Origin of the sequence: Geopsychrobacter electrodiphilus DSM 16401 (assembly GCF_000384395.1) — a bacterium.
In the GTDB taxonomy this organism is placed as follows: Bacteria; Desulfobacterota; Desulfuromonadia; order Desulfuromonadales; family Geopsychrobacteraceae; genus Geopsychrobacter; species Geopsychrobacter electrodiphilus.
The window spans coordinates 2,648,981-2,664,483 of sequence record NZ_ARWE01000001.1 but is presented as its reverse complement, the minus strand read 5'-3'; the positions used below and the strand labels follow the sequence as shown (position 1 = coordinate 2,664,483).

General features: G+C 52.0%; 16 protein-coding genes. 11 read left to right on the top strand and 5 right to left on the bottom strand.

Translation table 11 applies throughout. The features are described 5' to 3' along the window. The first annotated feature begins 16 nt into the window (after window positions 1–16). The 9 genes from glmM (at window position 17) to D888_RS23210 (ending at window position 8,538) form a co-directional block, all read left to right on the top strand. Window positions 17–1,315, top strand: coding sequence for a phosphoglucosamine mutase (gene glmM / locus D888_RS0112735; RefSeq protein WP_051092417.1), 1,299 nt, complete (start codon window positions 17–19; stop codon window positions 1,313–1,315). A gap of 41 nt (window positions 1,316–1,356) precedes the next feature. Then, window positions 1,357–2,076: a pyridoxine 5'-phosphate synthase gene (locus D888_RS0112730; protein WP_020676941.1), complete on the top strand. Its 720-nt coding sequence runs from the start codon at window positions 1,357–1,359 to the stop codon at window positions 2,074–2,076. Beyond that, entirely contained in the window at window positions 2,076–2,456 is a 381-nt protein-coding gene (gene acpS / locus D888_RS0112725; RefSeq protein ID WP_020676940.1) for a holo-ACP synthase, read from the top strand. Before D888_RS0112730 ends, acpS begins: the two co-directional genes overlap by 1 nt. Window positions 2,457–2,483: 27 nt before the next feature. Further along, window positions 2,484–4,046, top strand: coding sequence for a bifunctional ADP-dependent NAD(P)H-hydrate dehydratase/NAD(P)H-hydrate epimerase (locus D888_RS0112720; RefSeq protein WP_020676939.1), 1,563 nt, complete (start codon window positions 2,484–2,486; stop codon window positions 4,044–4,046). Then, complete coding sequence (locus D888_RS0112715) at window positions 4,040–4,489, top strand: CBS domain-containing protein (RefSeq protein WP_020676938.1); 450 nt, start codon at window positions 4,040–4,042, stop codon at window positions 4,487–4,489. Before D888_RS0112720 ends, D888_RS0112715 begins: the two co-directional genes overlap by 7 nt. A gap of 7 nt (window positions 4,490–4,496) precedes the next feature. Next, on the top strand, window positions 4,497–4,973 hold the full coding sequence (gene tsaE, locus D888_RS0112710) for a tRNA (adenosine(37)-N6)-threonylcarbamoyltransferase complex ATPase subunit type 1 TsaE (RefSeq protein ID WP_169513287.1): 477 nt from the start codon (window positions 4,497–4,499) through the stop codon (window positions 4,971–4,973). Window positions 4,974–5,136: 163 nt separating this feature from the next. Continuing rightward, a complete protein-coding gene (locus D888_RS0112705) occupies window positions 5,137–6,360 on the top strand; it encodes an aspartate kinase (protein WP_020676936.1) in 1,224 nt (407 codons plus the stop codon). A 47-nt stretch (window positions 6,361–6,407) separates the two neighbouring features. After that, complete coding sequence (gene cimA / locus D888_RS0112700) at window positions 6,408–7,979, top strand: citramalate synthase (RefSeq protein ID WP_020676935.1); 1,572 nt, start codon at window positions 6,408–6,410, stop codon at window positions 7,977–7,979. Window positions 7,980–8,010: 31 nt separating this feature from the next. Further along, window positions 8,011–8,538: a ComEA family DNA-binding protein gene (locus tag D888_RS23210; RefSeq protein WP_169513286.1), complete on the top strand. Its 528-nt coding sequence runs from the start codon at window positions 8,011–8,013 to the stop codon at window positions 8,536–8,538. Between the two features lie 739 nt (window positions 8,539–9,277). Here the strand turns inward: D888_RS23210 and epmA are convergent. The 5 genes from epmA to D888_RS21620 form a co-directional block, all read right to left on the bottom strand. Beyond that, window positions 9,278–10,183: an EF-P lysine aminoacylase EpmA gene (epmA, locus tag D888_RS0112690; RefSeq protein ID WP_020676933.1), complete on the bottom strand. Its 906-nt coding sequence runs from the start codon at window positions 10,181–10,183 to the stop codon at window positions 9,278–9,280. 1 nt (window position 10,184) lies between these two features. Then, a complete protein-coding gene (gene efp, locus D888_RS0112685; protein ID WP_020676932.1) occupies window positions 10,185–10,748 on the bottom strand; it encodes an elongation factor P in 564 nt (187 codons plus the stop codon). 22 nt (window positions 10,749–10,770) lie between these two features. Continuing rightward, a complete protein-coding gene (locus D888_RS24050) occupies window positions 10,771–11,109 on the bottom strand; it encodes a hypothetical protein (RefSeq protein WP_156827008.1) in 339 nt (112 codons plus the stop codon). A gap of 191 nt (window positions 11,110–11,300) precedes the next feature. Then, window positions 11,301–12,428, bottom strand: a complete 1,128-nt coding sequence (locus D888_RS0112680) for an AI-2E family transporter (protein WP_020676931.1) — start codon at window positions 12,426–12,428, stop codon at window positions 11,301–11,303. Beyond that, a complete protein-coding gene (locus D888_RS21620) occupies window positions 12,428–12,952 on the bottom strand; it encodes a cyclic nucleotide-binding domain-containing protein (protein ID WP_020676930.1) in 525 nt (174 codons plus the stop codon). The genes D888_RS0112680 and D888_RS21620 overlap by 1 nt, the downstream gene beginning before the upstream one ends. A gap of 170 nt (window positions 12,953–13,122) precedes the next feature. Here D888_RS21620 and uvrC point away from each other — a divergent pair, with 170 nt between their 5' ends. Then, a complete protein-coding gene (gene uvrC, locus D888_RS0112670; protein ID WP_051092416.1) occupies window positions 13,123–14,979 on the top strand; it encodes an excinuclease ABC subunit UvrC in 1,857 nt (618 codons plus the stop codon). Further along, complete coding sequence (locus D888_RS0112665; RefSeq protein ID WP_020676928.1) at window positions 14,976–15,425, top strand: NanQ anomerase/TabA/YiaL family protein; 450 nt, start codon at window positions 14,976–14,978, stop codon at window positions 15,423–15,425. The genes uvrC and D888_RS0112665 overlap by 4 nt, the downstream gene beginning before the upstream one ends. Window positions 15,426–15,503 lie beyond the last annotated feature (78 nt).

Genomic DNA, 15,503 nt, shown 5'->3' with positions numbered 1-15,503 from the left:
AGCCAATATCTATCCGATGACGATTGAAGTCGCCATGCAGTTGGGGCGCGCCGCAGGTCATATCTTTAAGGATGGCGATCGTCGCCATCGGGTGGTGATCGGTAAAGACACCCGGCTCTCGGGATATATGATCGAGAACGCTCTGGTTGCGGGAATCTGTTCCATGGGGGTTGATGTGTTGTTGGTCGGGCCTCTGCCCACGCCTGGAATCTCTTTTATAACTTCGTCAATGCGTGCCGATGCTGGGGTGGTGATCTCCGCTTCGCACAACCCCTATCAGGATAATGGGATCAAGTTCTTCAGCCGCGACGGGTTTAAGCTGCCCGATGAGATGGAAATGCGCATGGAAGAACTGATCAGCAGTGGAGAAATTGACTCTTTGCGGCCCATCGCCGATGCGGTGGGTAAGGCATATCGGATCGATGATGCCGTTGGCCGTTATATCGTATTCCTGAAGAATACCTTTCCGCGTGATCTTGACCTGCAGGGTCTGAGGATCGTGCTTGATTGTGCCCATGGTGCCGCCTACAAGGTTGCCCCGGCAGTTTTTGAAGAGTTGGGTGCCGAGGTGATTACCCTCGGGGTCAAACCGAATGGTAAAAATATCAATGCCGGCTGTGGCTCCTTGTATCCAGAGGTTATGGCGCAGGCGGTGCGCGAACATGGTGCCGATCTCGGCATCGCGCTTGATGGTGACGCCGATCGCGTGATCTTTGTCGATGAACATGGCAATGAGGTGGATGGCGACCATATTATGGCCATCTGCGCTACGCGGATGCTGGCAGCCGGGACCCTGAAGAAAAACACTTTGGTGGCGACGGTCATGAGTAATATGGGGCTTGAAATTGCGCTCAGAAAAGCTGGCGGCACCATGCTGCGGACGGCGGTCGGTGATCGCTACGTGGTCGAAGAGATGCGTCGTGGGGGTTATAACCTGGGCGGCGAACAGTCAGGACACATGATTTTTCTTGATCATAATACCACCGGGGATGGCGTCCTCTCCGCCTTGCAGGTTCTGGAAATTGTTCAGCGGAGCGGCAAGCGGCTCTCGCAACTCGCCCAGGTGATGGAAGCGCTCCCTCAGGTGCTGGTAAATGTCCGCGTGAAAAAACGCACCGAGCTTTCGCAGCTCCCGGAGGTCAGCAGGGTGATTGCCGCCGCAGAGGCTGCTCTGGGAGAACAGGGTCGGGTTTTGATCCGCTACTCGGGGACAGAACCCCTGCTTCGTATCATGCTCGAGGGTACCGATCAGCAACAGATCGAGCTTTTGGCCGCTGAAATTGCAACCTCAGTGAAAAATGCCATCGGGGCCTGAAAAGGCTCAGTATAATTTTCTATTTAAAGGAGTTCGAACCCTTGGCTAAGTTGGGAGTTAATGTTGATCACATTGCTACGTTGCGTGAAGCGCGTGGTATCGATGAACCCGATCCGGTTGCCGCAGCGATGTTGGCCGAGCTGGCAGGCGCGCACGGGATTACCGTTCACCTGCGCGAAGATCGGCGGCACATTCAAGACCGTGACGTTAAAATACTGCGCAAAACGGTCAAGACCCGTTTGAATCTGGAGATGGCCCTGACCGAAGAGATGGTTGCCATCGCCATGAAGCTGTTGCCGGATTCGGTGACACTTGTTCCTGAAGGGCGACACGAATTGACCACCGAGGGCGGGCTTGACGTTTCCATGTTACGTCAGACACTGAAGCAGAAGATCTCGCTGATGCAGCAGGCTGGTATTGTCGTCAGTCTCTTTATTGAGCCCGATATTGAACAAATTAAGGCCAGTCATCGCGTCGGCGCTGATTATATTGAGATCCATACCGGGACCTATTGTGAGATGAAGCTCGAAAAGGATCGACTCGAACAGTTGCGGCGCCTTGAACTCGCTATCAGCGCCGCACGTAAACTCGGCATGGGAGTTAATGCCGGGCACGGGCTGAATTACCGCAACATTGGTCCGGTCGCTGCGCTGCGCGGTATCGATGAGTTTAATATTGGTCATAGCATCGTTGGTCGCGCGGTACTGGTCGGGATGGAACGAGCGGTTCGCGAAATGCTTGAACTTCTCAAGGGGAGCTGATGTCGATTGTTGGTACTGGCGTTGACCTGGCGAGTATCCCCCGTTTTCAACGGTTTGTTGATCAGAAGAAAACGGCCTTACTGGAGCGTATTTTTACCCCGGGTGAACGGGATTACGCTCAAGCGCATAAACATCCCGCTTCCCATTTTGCGGTGCGGTTTGCAGCCAAGGAAGCCTATGTGAAGGCGCTCGGAACCGGTTTGCGTTGCGGCCTGAGCTGGCAACAGATCGAGGTCGTGCGTGATGAGTTAGGATGCCCTTCGTTACTTTTAAGCGGACGTGCGCTGGCCATGCTGGCCGAAAAAGGTGCTAGTCGCACCCATCTTTCCTACAGTCACGACGGCGAATATGGTGTCGCATCGGTTATACTCGAAGCATAGTCATCCCTTTTTCACACAGGTGTGTAGATGAAGCTGGTCACGGCCGAACAGATGCAGGCGATCGATCGTAACGCGATAGAATCCCTTAGGATTCCAGGTGCGGCTTTGATGGAGAATGCCGGGCGGGCCGCCGCGGCAGTGATTCAGCATCAATACAGCGATATCTTCCCTGGTCCGCTATTGGTCATGGCCGGCTCCGGGAACAATGGTGGTGATGGTTACGTTATTGCCCGGATCCTGGCTGACGCTGGTTGGCAGGTGCGTACCCTGGTACTTGCCGAGCAGCATCGGATCAGTGGTGATGCCGCCCTGATGCTGCAAATTTTACAGAATCTGGAAGCCGATGTTCGTTTTTTATCTGAGGCGGTAAGCCTGCAGGTCGAATTTACCGAGTCGGAACCGATCTTAATCGTTGATGCTCTGCTCGGAACCGGACTTTCGGCCGAGGTAACCGGTCTTTATCGCACGGCAATCGATCTGATTAATCAGTCTTCCTCCAAGGTGGTCGCGATTGATATTCCTTCAGGCGTTCAGGGCTCTGATGGCCGGATAATGGGTTGTGCGGTGCGTGCGGATCTGACCCTGGCCTTTGATAGTGGCAAAATCGGTCTCGCCAGCCGTCCGGGGGCTGATTTCGTTGGGGATCTGCGCATTCTTGAGATCGGGATTCCACGCTTGAAACGTCCGAAATTTGATTTCTGTTGTGATTTGGTCGATGCGATTACGGCGGCAAAACTCATCCCGTCACGGCAGTCGACTGGGCATAAAGGCTCTTTTGGACATCTAGGTGTGGTGGCTGGTTCCGCCGGGATGACGGGATCTGCAGCTCTGAGTAGTGAAGCCGGGTTGCGCAGTGGCGCCGGTTTGGTCACCCTGGCCTGTCCCGGAGGTTTACATGATATCTTTGAAATCAAGTTGACCGAAGTGATGACCCGCCCACTGGCGTTGCAACGGAAGTTCCTCCACACGGAAAACATCCAGGAGATTTTTGCCTTGGCTGCTGCAGGTTGGCAGGCGTTGGTTCTTGGCCCAGGTCTTGGGAATAACCAAGAGACAGTGTCTGCCATCAGACAGCTGGTTACAGAGAGCACGTTACCGATGGTACTGGATGCCGATGGGCTCAACGCTTTTGCCGGGGTCGTTGAGCTATTGCGGACTCGAACATCATACCCTCTGGTTTTAACTCCGCATCCCGGTGAGTTCTCGCGTCTGATCGGGATGCCGATTGCGGCCATTGAGGCGGATCGTTTTCGTCTGGCCCGTCAGTTTGCCATCGATCATCAGGTCGTCTTGCTGCTGAAAGGTGCACGAACCCTGATTGCTGATCCCGCTGGACAGGTGAGAATTAACACCAGTGGAAATGCTGGACTGGCCAGCGCTGGAAGCGGAGACGTTCTTAGTGGCCTGATCGGGGGATTACTGGCACAGGGGTTGACGGCTTTTGATGCCGCCAGCCTCGGGGCCTGGTTACACGGAGCCGCAGCCGATCATTTGGCGGCTGAATTTGGATGTGCGGGAATTTTGGCTGGAGATCTGCTAAAGGCCGTTCCTGTCGCACGTTATCAACTAGAAGGAGCCTGCTTATGCTGACAGCAAAAGAGATCATGTCCACGAATGTGGTCAGTGTCACCCCGGATACCAGTTTAAAAGAGCTGGCGGCTAAATTTGTCGCTTCAAATGTTAGTAATATGCCGGTTCTGGACAATGCCGGCAAACTTGTTGGTGTGATTAGTGAGACCGATCTGATTGAGCAGCAGAAACCGCTGCATATCCCGACCGTTATGGCACTGTTTGATGGGGTGTTTTATCTCGATAGCGAGAAACAATTTCGCAAAGAGGTCGATCGAGTGACTGCGCAAACCGTTGGTGAGCTTTGCCAGCGGAATCCCGTGACCTGTTCACCTGATGCGACGGTGGGTGAAATAGCCGGCCTGATGAGCCAGCATAAGGCCCATTTAATCCCAGTCATTGAAAAAGGTAAATTGTTGGGTGTTGTGGCGCGGCTGGATCTGATTAAGGCGTTTGAGGTTTGAACCTGTCGTGACAATCGAAACCTGCAGTGAAGAGCAAACCAGCCGTTTGGGCTATCTCCTCGGTGAGCTGCTGCAATCCCCAATGACCATCCTTTTGCAAGGAGATCTGGGTGCCGGAAAGTCAGTCCTTGCCCGTTCCCTGGCGCGAGGCCTTGGGATTCCGGAAGAGGTCCCGATCACCAGCCCGACTTTTACCCTGATGAACCATTATTCGGCACGTTTCGATCTCTATCACTTTGATCTCTATCGTCTTTTGGATGTTGATGAGTTGATCGAAATCGGATTTGACGATTTTGCCTATAGTGATGGTGTAGCGCTGGTCGAGTGGCCAGAGCGTCTGGATAATCGTGAATTTGATCACCTGCTTGTGTCACTTGTGCGATTGTCGGCTGATAAGCGTCGCATTGAACTCCAGGCACGGGGGGAGAGCCCTCATTTGTTGTTATGTCATCTTGAACGTGAGTTAATCGCTGCCAAAAGCTAACGCTTATGGGATCTTTTATTAAAAACGTTTTGACCCCTCTAGAGGTTTCCTGTTATTAAGGTCTTTCTCTTGAAAATGCTGAAATAACCACAGCCTAGAGATATTTCTGGCGTTAGCCCAATGGTGAAACGTCGTCCTAAAAACTGAAGGAGGCAGGAAAAATATGGCCTTGGTTGTTCAAAAGTACGGGGGCACATCGGTTGGCACAATCGAGCGCATCCGCAGCGTTGCCCAAAGGGTCGCGAAGACCTTTGATGAAGGGAACGAAGTGGTGGTGATTGTTTCGGCCATGTCAGGCGAAACCAACCGTTTGGTCGCAATGGCCAATGAGGTGTGTGAGTTCCCCAATGAGCGTGAATATGATGTGCTGGTCTCGACCGGTGAGCAGGTGACAATCGCCCTGCTCTCGATGTGTCTGCAGTCGATGGGGTATCAGGCGAAAAGCTATCTTGGTTCGCAGATTCCGATGATTACCGATAGTGCGCATGCCGTCGCGCGGATCAAGAGTATTCCAGACATCAATATCCGCAAGGATCTGGCGCACAAAACCATCGTAATCTGTGCCGGTTTTCAGGGTGTGGATGATCTGGGGGATATTACGACACTGGGGCGTGGCGGCTCGGACACCTCAGCGGTGGCTATAGCAGCAGCCCTTAAAGCAGATGTCTGTGAAATTTATACCGATGTCGATGGTGTTTATACAACGGATCCACGCATGGTCCCTGCGGCGCGTAAACTTAATAAAATCAGCTACGAGGAGATGCTTGAGATGGCGTCTCTTGGCGCCAAGGTGCTGCAGATTCGATCGGTTGAATTTGCCAAGAAATACGACGTGGTTATTCACGTTCGTTCCAGTTTTGACGATAGCCAGGGAACACTGGTGATGAAGGAGGATGAGGAGATGGAGACGGTACTTGTTTCAGGGATTGCCTTTAATAAGGACGAGGCCAAGATCAGTGTTCTGGGCGTGCCGGATCAGCCGGGTATCGCAGCACAGATCTTCTCGCCACTGACAGAAGCGAATATCACGGTCGACATGATTATTCAGAACGTTTCGAGTGAGGGGAAGACCGACATGACCTTCACCGTCCCCAAGACTGATTGTAAAAAGGCAGTGCAGATTATCGAGTCGGTTGCCGGCACGATCGGCGCACGCGGGACCAGCAGTGATACCTCTATTTCAAAAGTTTCTATTATCGGGGTGGGGATGCGTTCCCATGCCGGGGTGGCGAGCAAGATGTTTGCAACCCTGTCGAAAGAAGGGATCAATATTGAGATGATCTCGACCAGCGAAATAAAAATTTCCTGTGTCATCAGCGACAAGTATACAGAATTGGCCGTGCGCGTTCTGCATGAAGCTTTTGGATTGGACAAAGAGGACAGGTAGGTTGACAGGCCGCTGAGTTCAAACTGTATTTTGAAAGGTGTTATGTGATGAGTCGGATCAAACTCTACGATACTACCCTCAGGGACGGAACCCAGGCAGAGGATATCTCTTTTCTGGTTCAGGACAAGGTTAATATTACTCACCGCCTCGATGATCTTGGGATTGACTATATCGAGGGGGGCTGGCCAGGATCAAACCCGAAAGATATCGATTTTTTCGAATCTATAAAAAAGGAACGTCTTTCTCACGCAAAGATCACCGCGTTCGGTTCGACCCGCCGCGCCAACGTGACCCCGGCTGAAGATAATAACATCCAGACCCTGATTGCTGCTGAACCAGATGCCGTAACAATCTTTGGTAAAACCTGGGATTTTCACGTGCACGAAGCGTTACGCATCAGCCTTGAGGCAAACCTCGAACTCATCAACGATTCTCTGATTTATCTGAAACAACACGTTGGCGAAGTGATTTACGATGCCGAACATTTTTTTGACGGTTACAAAGCAAACCCGGAGTATGCTCTTAAATCACTTCAGGCCGCGGCAGATGCTCAGGTTGATTGTATTGTCCTGTGTGACACCAACGGCGGGACTCTTCCTCATGAATTTCCTGCAATTATGCAAGCGGTTCAGCGTGCAATTTCGGTCCCTCTGGGAATCCATGCGCACAATGATGCGGAATGTGCCGTCGCCAATTCGTTGATGGCTATTAAGTTGGGCGCTGTTCATGTCCAGGGGACGATAAACGGTTTTGGTGAGCGGTGTGGAAATGCGAATCTTTGTTCGATTATCCCCGCACTGCAATATAAAATGGGTCTGAGTGTCATCAGCGATCAGCAGATGAAAGGGCTACGTAAATTGTCACGCTACGTTTATGAACTGGCCAACCTGGTACCGACCAAGCACCAGCCATACACCGGCAACTCGGCTTTTGCCCACAAGGGCGGGGTCCATGTCTCAGCCATCCAGCGCCATCCCGAGACATATGAACACATGCGTCCCGAGTTGGTCGGAAACAGTACCCGTGTGCTGGTCTCTGACCTGTCGGGCCGTTCCAACATTCTGGTCAAGGCTGAGGAGTGCGGCCTGCCCTTAGACAGTAAGGATCCCATCACGCTGGAGATTCTGGAAGAGATCAAGGAAATGGAGAACCGGGGATATCAATTTGAAGGCGCCGAAGCCTCTTTTGAATTGTTGATGCGGCGTGCGATGGGTAAGGTCAAAAGATATTTCGAAGTTATGGCCTTCAGGGTGATAGATACTCGCCAGAGCGAAGACCAGATGCCGCTATCCGAAGCGACCGTTAAGGTCAGGGTTGGTGGCAAGATTGAACATACTGCTGCGGATGGGAATGGCCCTGTTAATGCTCTGGATCGTGCGTTACGCAAGGCGCTGGAGAGCTTTTATCCGCAGATCGCTGAAATGAATCTGCTTGATTACAAGGTTCGGGTGTTACCTGCGGGGAAGGGGACCGAATCTTTTACCCGGGTCCTTGTTGAATCTGGAGATAAGGACTCTCGTTGGGGGACGGTCGGGGTTAGTGAAAATATTATTGATGCCTCCTATCATGCCCTGATAGATGCCCTGCAGTATAAGTTGCTCAAGGATTCCGGCGAGTAAGGCGATGTTTGAGCGGGGGGGATGGATACTGTTGGTAATACTGCTCGCTTTGTCCGGATATGATTTAAGCCGGCCTGTTCTTCACGTGGAAGAGCGGCCGGTTTTTTCTGTTGCGAACACCCATAAAGGGACGGTTTTGATTTCTGGGATAGGGGGGGATGTTGATGGAATTCATCAATTTAATGACGTTTTTCAATTGTTGAATGTCATTAAATTGGCGGGCATAGCTTTGCCCGCTTGCTTTCGCGAAAAGTTACTTTCTGGAGATGTTCTTCAGCCAGGAAAATCTATATCTTTTCAGCTGGTTGGACGTAAAGTCGTCGCTGCAGATTTGGGCTGGATGTCCGCAAAAATGCGCATGGCCCTGGGGATACCCCTAAGAGTCCAGCGTATGAATGCAACCGACTGGGTGGCCTTGCCTGGCGTTGGCCCCTTATTAGCACTGAAGATTAATGAATACCGTCAACGTAATGGCGATTTTGGGTCCTTTTTAGATCTTGCCCGTGTTCATGGTGTGGGAGCAAAGCGGCTTGAACGTTGGGCTGAATTTTTCAATTAGCTTAAGATACTGAAAGTATTAGGAAAAAATCCTTACTGAGAACACATTAAGTATTTCTTCGGAATGAAATTTTTCTTGGCACAGCTTATGAAGTATAGACATCCCACCTACTCAGTGAATCTGATGAAAGGGTGTCTATTGAGTTTGCGTCCGGCCAGGAGGGTCTCTATGAAATGTCCCAAGTGTAAAAGCAGAATGTATTCCGAGAGATACTATGATTTCGTTCGTGCCTTTGACGCCTGGAGGTGTTGCGCCTGCGGCGAGGTCGTTGACCCTACAATATTAGCCAATCGAGCCCGCAGTCAAAATCTTTACGTGGGTTAATAACAGAAAAGGTCGGGAATTCCCGGCCTTTTCCTTTAAGTGACCTGGGAAATTGTCTTCTCAAAGTTTATCTGCTTGAGCTTCAGCTTCAAAACACATCCTTAAATACATCTGCGATTGACAGCTAAAGAAAATACGGTCCTGCTGTCGGCGTGCCTGCTTCTCCCCACAGATAAAGAATGTTGTTACTGCACGGTTCTCCGATGAACGCCAGTGGGGCAGGGCGATTGCGGTGATTCGGTAGCGGTTTTTATTCCGCTGAATGACATCGGTGAATAGAAATCTGTTGCATGTGATTTGAGTCTCCTCGACCCTGCCTGATAATGAATCAGCATTGCCAGGTCTGTTGCCGGAAGCTTGGTGATGAAAGATTCGCGTATTTAATTCTGAAACAGTCTTTGCACAGATTGCATTCCTATAGGTCCGCGGGTGTGAAGGCGACAACCTGATCGATTCTGCTGGAGTTGGTAAGCAGCATGATTAAACGATCAATTCCGAGAGCGATACCGGCTGAGGCTGGCATCTGCGCGAGGTCTTTTAAGAAGGGTTCCGGGAAGTTGGCCGGACGTGCGGACTGGGTGTAAATTATTTTCGCGTCCAGGGCAAAGCGCTGCCGCTGTTCCTGCGGGTCGGTCAGCTCAGAGAAGGCGTTAGCCAATTCGAGGCCTGCAACGTAGAGCTCAAAACGTTCGGCGAGATAAGGCTGACCCGGTTTGTTTCGTGCCAGCGCTCCGAGTTCAAGGGGGTAGTCATACAGAATTGTTGGACGTTGCAGACCAAGCCTTGGCTCGATGGTGAGTGCGATCAGTTCATCGAAACGATCGTCAGCAATCGCCTGCCGGGGGGTTGTATCCGTATAAAGGGAAAAGGCCTGATCAACGCTGAGGCGCTCAAACGGTTGTTTCAGGTCGATGCTGTGTTCTTGATAGGTGAACTGTTGCGCCGGCAACACCGAACGGAGCAGATCTTCACAATCAATCATCAACCGGGTGTAGTCGCAGTGAGCGCGGTACCATTCGAGCAGGGTGAATTCAGGGAGATGTCTGCTACCGCGTTCCTCTTTGCGCCAGCAATGGCTGATCTGGAAGATGCGCGAATAGCCGGCGGCCAAAAGCCTTTTCATGGCGAGCTCTGGTGAGGTCTGCAATTGCCAGTCGCCGCTCTCCTGCGGAATAATCTGCACTTCCGGGGCATTGGTTGGAATGCGTTGCGGTGTTTCGACTTCGAGGAAGTCAGCAGCAACGAAAAAAGCCCGGATCGCCTGAACGATCCGAGCTCTCAGTTTGAGAATCTCCTGCTTGTGCGTCAGGAGATTATCCATCTTATTCCTTGACCCGGGTCGAGTATTCTCCGGTGCGGGTATCGATCTGAATCAGAGTGCCTTCCTCGACGAAAGGCGGAACCGAAAGGGTATAGCCGGTTTCGACCGTTGCGGGTTTGCTGTTCCCCGCGGCGGTATCCCCTTTAACCCAGGGATCTGAAATCGTTACGCGCAGATTAACGAAGTTGGGGAGGGTGATGCCGATCCCGCGCTCACCGAACATCAGAACCTCAACATCCATGTTGTCGATCAGGAAATACTTGTCATCGCCTAGAACGTTTTCGTCCAGAATGGTCTGTTCGTAGTTTTTTTGATCCATAAAGACGTACCCGGACTCATCTTTATAGAGGTATTGCATGGAACGCTCTTCAAGGCTCGCCGGTTCAAAACTCTCTCCCGAACGGTAGGTGCGGTCAAAAAGCGAACCGGTCACCATGTTGCGGAGCTTGCATTTATAGAGAGCCTGGCCTTTGCCCGGTTTGGTAAAATCGAAACCGGCGATGACATGAGGCTCACCGTCGAGTAGAATTTTAAGGCCTTTTCTCAGGTCAGAACAGCTGTACATATTGTTATCTCCTACATAATCGTTATTGCAGATATTCAGGCCCCGGATTTAACCATAAGCGGGATACTTTTTCCATTGAAAATCGGCCATGTGCGTAAAAAGAACCTGAGCAGCATCCAGTCGGGTTCTTTTTAACTGGTTTTCGGGACTGCAAGCGTTCTATCGCCATGAGAATACTTGCCCCTTGGCGTTCGCACAGGGCGGTGGATGCGTCTTTGCGAATAAAATCGCTGATTTTAAGGTTAAGTTTCCCCTGTCTAAATAGATCAACGACTCTGGTTAACGCCTGAATCGGTAGAGTCAGGCAATCGGATACATAAAAAGCGATAAGCTGCGGTAAAACCCTGGCGCTGTAGTGCACCAATCGTTCTGAAGTTGATCGCTTTGATAGCCGTCAGCGGGACAAGGGAGACCAGCGCGAGGGCAATAAAAATCCTGTGAAAAATAGAGAGGACTTCACCAAAAGCAGAAAATAGCCAGGAGTCATGGTTTTAATGAAGAACAGCGGCGGGCAGAAATACGAGAATTACTCGTCTTTGGTATTCCTCCGGGTTACTCCCTGCGACTCAGCATGATTTCTTGAGAAAGGTTAAAACTGCTGCGGTAGTGGCGAATTTCGATCAGGGTGATTTTGATAATGCTCGCAATCGGGACTCCGATGATCATGCCCAGGATGCCATAAAGCTTGCCCCCCATGACGATCGCCAAAATGACCCAGAGAGGGTGCAGGTTGGAAACCCGCGAAATAAGAATCGGAATCAAAATGAAGTTGTCGAGGATGATCTGGCCGATCAATAGATAAACGCAGAAAATCCACCAGAATTGTGGCCCAATGCCCAGATCAACAAGGGCGATGACCAGCCCCGGGACCATGCCTACGATCGGACCAATGTAGGGAACCAGATTGGTAATCCCAGCTATGGCGCCTAACAGCGGGGCGTAGCGGATATCTGTGAGGGAGAGCCCCAGCCAGACGACAATCCCAATCAGCAATGCCTCCATGATCCGGCCGCGGATAAAATTCGCCAACTGCCAGCTGACGTGATCGTAGATATCAAGCACCATTTCAAAATAACGATTTGGGGTCAGGGAGATGAGGGTGCGCATGATTCGCTGGCTGTCTCGCAGAAAAAAGAAGGAAAAAAGCGGAACAAGCAGGAAGAGGCTGCCGATCCGCATAGCGGAGCGTGGCGTTCCGAGCAGAACCAGACCGAGAAATTCTTGAGCACCGTGGCTGACCTTCCCTGCGATATCATAATTTTCCAGGAACGGAAATTGTGTATACAGGCTGGTCATAAGATTATTAAGATATTCGAGTACTCGCGTGATATAACGCGGAAAGTCGGCGCGCAGGGCATCATACATGCTTTGCCAATTCGGCGGGCCAACCAGCATCAGTATCAACCCGAGAAGGGCGAGCAGAATAAAATAGACTAAAAAGATGCTTGAGGTGCGGCTGATCTGAGCCCGTTCAAAAAAAAGGACCAGAGGATCAAGCAGAAAAGTAACAATCAGGGATAACAATATCGGCAGAAAAAGACCATTGGTAGCCGTTTGCAACCAATCGGCTACCGTTGAAGCGGAAGAGAAAATCGTAATTCCCGAGGCGATCCCTGCCGTCAATACGACGAACAGAACCAGATTTTTATGGCGACTTGAGGCGCGAACCTGGGGCGTCATTACTGTTCCTCGTAGCTGGGTTCAAGGTGTGCGTAACTCAGGCCATGCAAACGCAGGCCCGCGTGCTGGAGCCGCTCACTGAGAATGCGGTTCAGTCCGAGCAAAATCTTGGACGCGATCGCCGGATGTTTGCGTAAGGCATCAAGAACATCCGCCCTGAACAGCCCTGCGAGTACGGTCTGTTCGGTGGCCGTGGCCGTTCCGATCCTTGGCATGGGGGTAGTCAGAGCGATTTCACCAAAGAAATCTCCTGCTTCAAGATTTGCCTGAACCTTGTTCTGCCCCTGCTCATCTTTCATGTCGATGCGGACACCGCCGGATCGAATGATGTACATCCCCGAGCCGATATCCCCTTCGCTGAAGATTGTTTCCCCCGGGTGGTAATTGCGCAGATGAATGAGGGTTTCGAGGAAATTGAGGTCGCGCCGGCCAAGGGCCGAAAAGGGCGGTACGGTGCCCAGAAAGTAGGCGAGGGTCCCTTCGTAGCCGGGTTTACGGAAAATATTACTCCAGAACGGATTCACCCTGAGTCCTCTCGTAGGTAGCATATATGCGATAGCCATTAGCTATCTAACCAAAACGTCGCTCAGTATATCATTTAAGAAAGCAATATCCAGAGAAAACAGGAGGTTGTGCTCCTGAAGGGTGATGATGGCTTTCCGATCCGTGGGATATGCTCTATTCTTATGACCTTATGACAATACTTGATCCCTCAAACTATCCAGCCTCACCTGGTGTCTATCTGATGAAAGATGCTGAAGGGCTGATTCTTTATATCGGTAAGGCCAAAAACTTGCGGGCCCGACTCCGCAATTATTTTTCCCCCGGCGGTGACGGACGCGCCCAGATTCCTTTATTGATGGCTAGAGTCGCGGCGATCGAAGTTATTTTAACCGATACCGAAAAAGAGGCCCTGCTGCTTGAAAACAATCTGATCAAACAGCATAAACCCCGATACAATATTGACCTGCGTGATGATAAAACCTATGTCTCGGTGCGCCTTGATCCGCATGACGAATTCCCGGCGCTCGAAATTGTTCGACAGGTGCACAATGATGGCGCCCTCTATTTTGGGCCATATGCCTCGTCGGGTGCGATCCGGCAGACCCTGAAAGAGATCTATCGTCTTTTTCCATTACGGCACTCGCGGATTGAACGTTGCCGTATGCGGGACAGGCCCTGTCTCTTTCATCAGATCGGACAGTGCAGTGCCCCCTGTCACGGCAAGATTTCGGCAGTAGACTATGCGCACCTGGTTCAGGGTGTGGTGGCGCTCCTGTCGGGGCGCGACCCGGAAGTGCTGCAACTCCTGCAACAACGCATGGTGGTCGCCTCCGCTGCGTTGCGATTTGAGGAAGCTGCGCGCTTACGCGACCAGATCAGGGCTATTCAGCGAAGCGTTGAGCGTCAATCGGTGGCCGATTTGGGGGGCGGAGATCAAGATATCCTCGGTCTGGAGCGCGATGGTGGCGAAGTCGAACTGGTGCTTCTTTTTATTCGGCAGGGGAAGCTGCTTGGAAAACGCAGCTGGCTGGTCGAGTGGCGGCTTGATATTGATGAGTTGATCTTTGATTTTTTGCGCCAGTATTACACCAGCGGGGTGATTATTCCTGATCAGATACTGCTACCGGAACCTCTGGAAGACGCGGATCTGCTCGGAGGCTGGCTGGGTGAATTGCGTGGCAAAAAAGTGCAGATCAGCACCCCGCAACGGGGAGACAAGCGGCGCATGGTCGAATTGGCCTGTCGCAATGCTGCCGACGAGAAGCGTCAGCGGGGCAGCCGTAAAGAGGCTCGGGAGCAAGTACTGAAGGAGATTCTGGATCTGTTTCACCTCCCGGCTCTGCCGCAACGGATAGAATGTTTTGATATCTCGAACATTCAGGGGACTTTGTCGGTCGGCAGCATGGCGGTGCTGATTGCCGGCGAGGCGGCGCCCAAGGAATACCGGCGGTATAAAATTAAGACAGTTGAGGGTGCGGATGATTACGCCTCCCTGTCCGAGGTCCTGCGCCGGCGTTTGGCCCGCGGAATCGATGAAAACTGTCTGCCGCAGATGATTTTGATCGACGGCGGCAAGGGCCAGTTGACGGTGCTCTCCGAGGTCTTGGCTGAGCTTGGGCTGAAGAATCTGATCGGAATCGCCGGTATTGCCAAGAGCCGTGTGCGGGCTAATGTCCGGGGTAAGCTGGTGGAGAAGACTGAGGAGCGATTTTTCCTGCCAGGCCGTAAAAATCCCCTGAGGTTGCGAAGTGGCTCACCGGTACTGTATATGCTTGAACGGTTGCGCGATGAAACCCACCGTTTTGCAATTACCTATCACCGCAAGCTCCGCAGCAAGGCGACACTGCGCTCCGGGCTCGAAGATATCCCCGGAGTCGGCCCTGCCCGGCGCAAGGCACTTCTTAAGCATTTTGGCAGTCTGAAACAGATTCGTGCTGCCCGTGTGGAAGAACTGTTGAAGGTTCCCGGTGTTTCGATAGCCCTTGCCAATGAAATCTTTCAAACCTATCAGTCACCAGATAATAGCCCGCAGGAGATCTCCGAATGATTGTGGATCGTATCGAAAATTTTGCCGAGTATCTGACCCTTGGCGATCGACTTGCCCGGGCGCTTGATTTTTTGCACCGGACCGATTTTGCCGAAATGGCCCTCGGGGAACATTGCCTTGAGGGGCGAGACATCATGGCGATTGTCAATGAGTACCAGTTAAAGCCCGAGACCGAAGGACGGCTGGAAGCGCATCGGAATTATATCGATATTCAGTATCTGGTGCGGGGGGAGGAAAGGATCGGCTATGCCCCGCTACACGGTCAGCCAGTCCTGACCCCCTATGATGGCCAGCGCGATTTGATCTTCTATGCGGGCGCGGCAAGATCTATGGTTCGGGTTGAGGAGGGGATGTTCGCTATCTATTATCCGCACGACCTGCACATGCCGGGACTTGGAGAACCTGACGACAGGGTGAGAAAAGTCGTGATGAAGGTTAGGGTATAAAAGTGGCCCGAAGCGGAAGGTGCGCTCGGGAGACACTGTGTCGCGGTCATCTGATGGAGTGTGACGTGCAATCTTCTG

Excerpts from the sequence above, each read along its gene's own strand:
- D888_RS0112680 (WP_020676931.1), bottom strand. The coding sequence starts at position 12,428 with ATGACGCCCCAGGTTCGCGCCTCAAGTCGCCATAAAAATCTGGTTCTG.
- D888_RS0112715 (WP_020676938.1), top strand. The coding sequence starts at position 4,040 with ATGCTGACAGCAAAAGAGATCATGTCCACGAATGTGGTCAGTGTCACC.
- glmM (WP_051092417.1), top strand. The coding sequence starts at position 17 with ATGACGATTGAAGTCGCCATGCAGTTGGGGCGCGCCGCAGGTCATATC.
- D888_RS0112720 (WP_020676939.1), top strand. The coding sequence starts at position 2,484 with ATGAAGCTGGTCACGGCCGAACAGATGCAGGCGATCGATCGTAACGCG.
- D888_RS0112705 (WP_020676936.1), top strand. The coding sequence starts at position 5,137 with ATGGCCTTGGTTGTTCAAAAGTACGGGGGCACATCGGTTGGCACAATC.
- uvrC (WP_051092416.1), top strand. The coding sequence starts at position 13,123 with ATGACAATACTTGATCCCTCAAACTATCCAGCCTCACCTGGTGTCTAT.
- acpS (WP_020676940.1), top strand. The coding sequence starts at position 2,076 with ATGTCGATTGTTGGTACTGGCGTTGACCTGGCGAGTATCCCCCGTTTT.
- epmA (WP_020676933.1), bottom strand. The coding sequence starts at position 10,183 with ATGGATAATCTCCTGACGCACAAGCAGGAGATTCTCAAACTGAGAGCT.
- cimA (WP_020676935.1), top strand. The coding sequence starts at position 6,408 with ATGAGTCGGATCAAACTCTACGATACTACCCTCAGGGACGGAACCCAG.
- efp (WP_020676932.1), bottom strand. The coding sequence starts at position 10,748 with ATGTACAGCTGTTCTGACCTGAGAAAAGGCCTTAAAATTCTACTCGAC.
- D888_RS0112665 (WP_020676928.1), top strand. The coding sequence starts at position 14,976 with ATGATTGTGGATCGTATCGAAAATTTTGCCGAGTATCTGACCCTTGGC.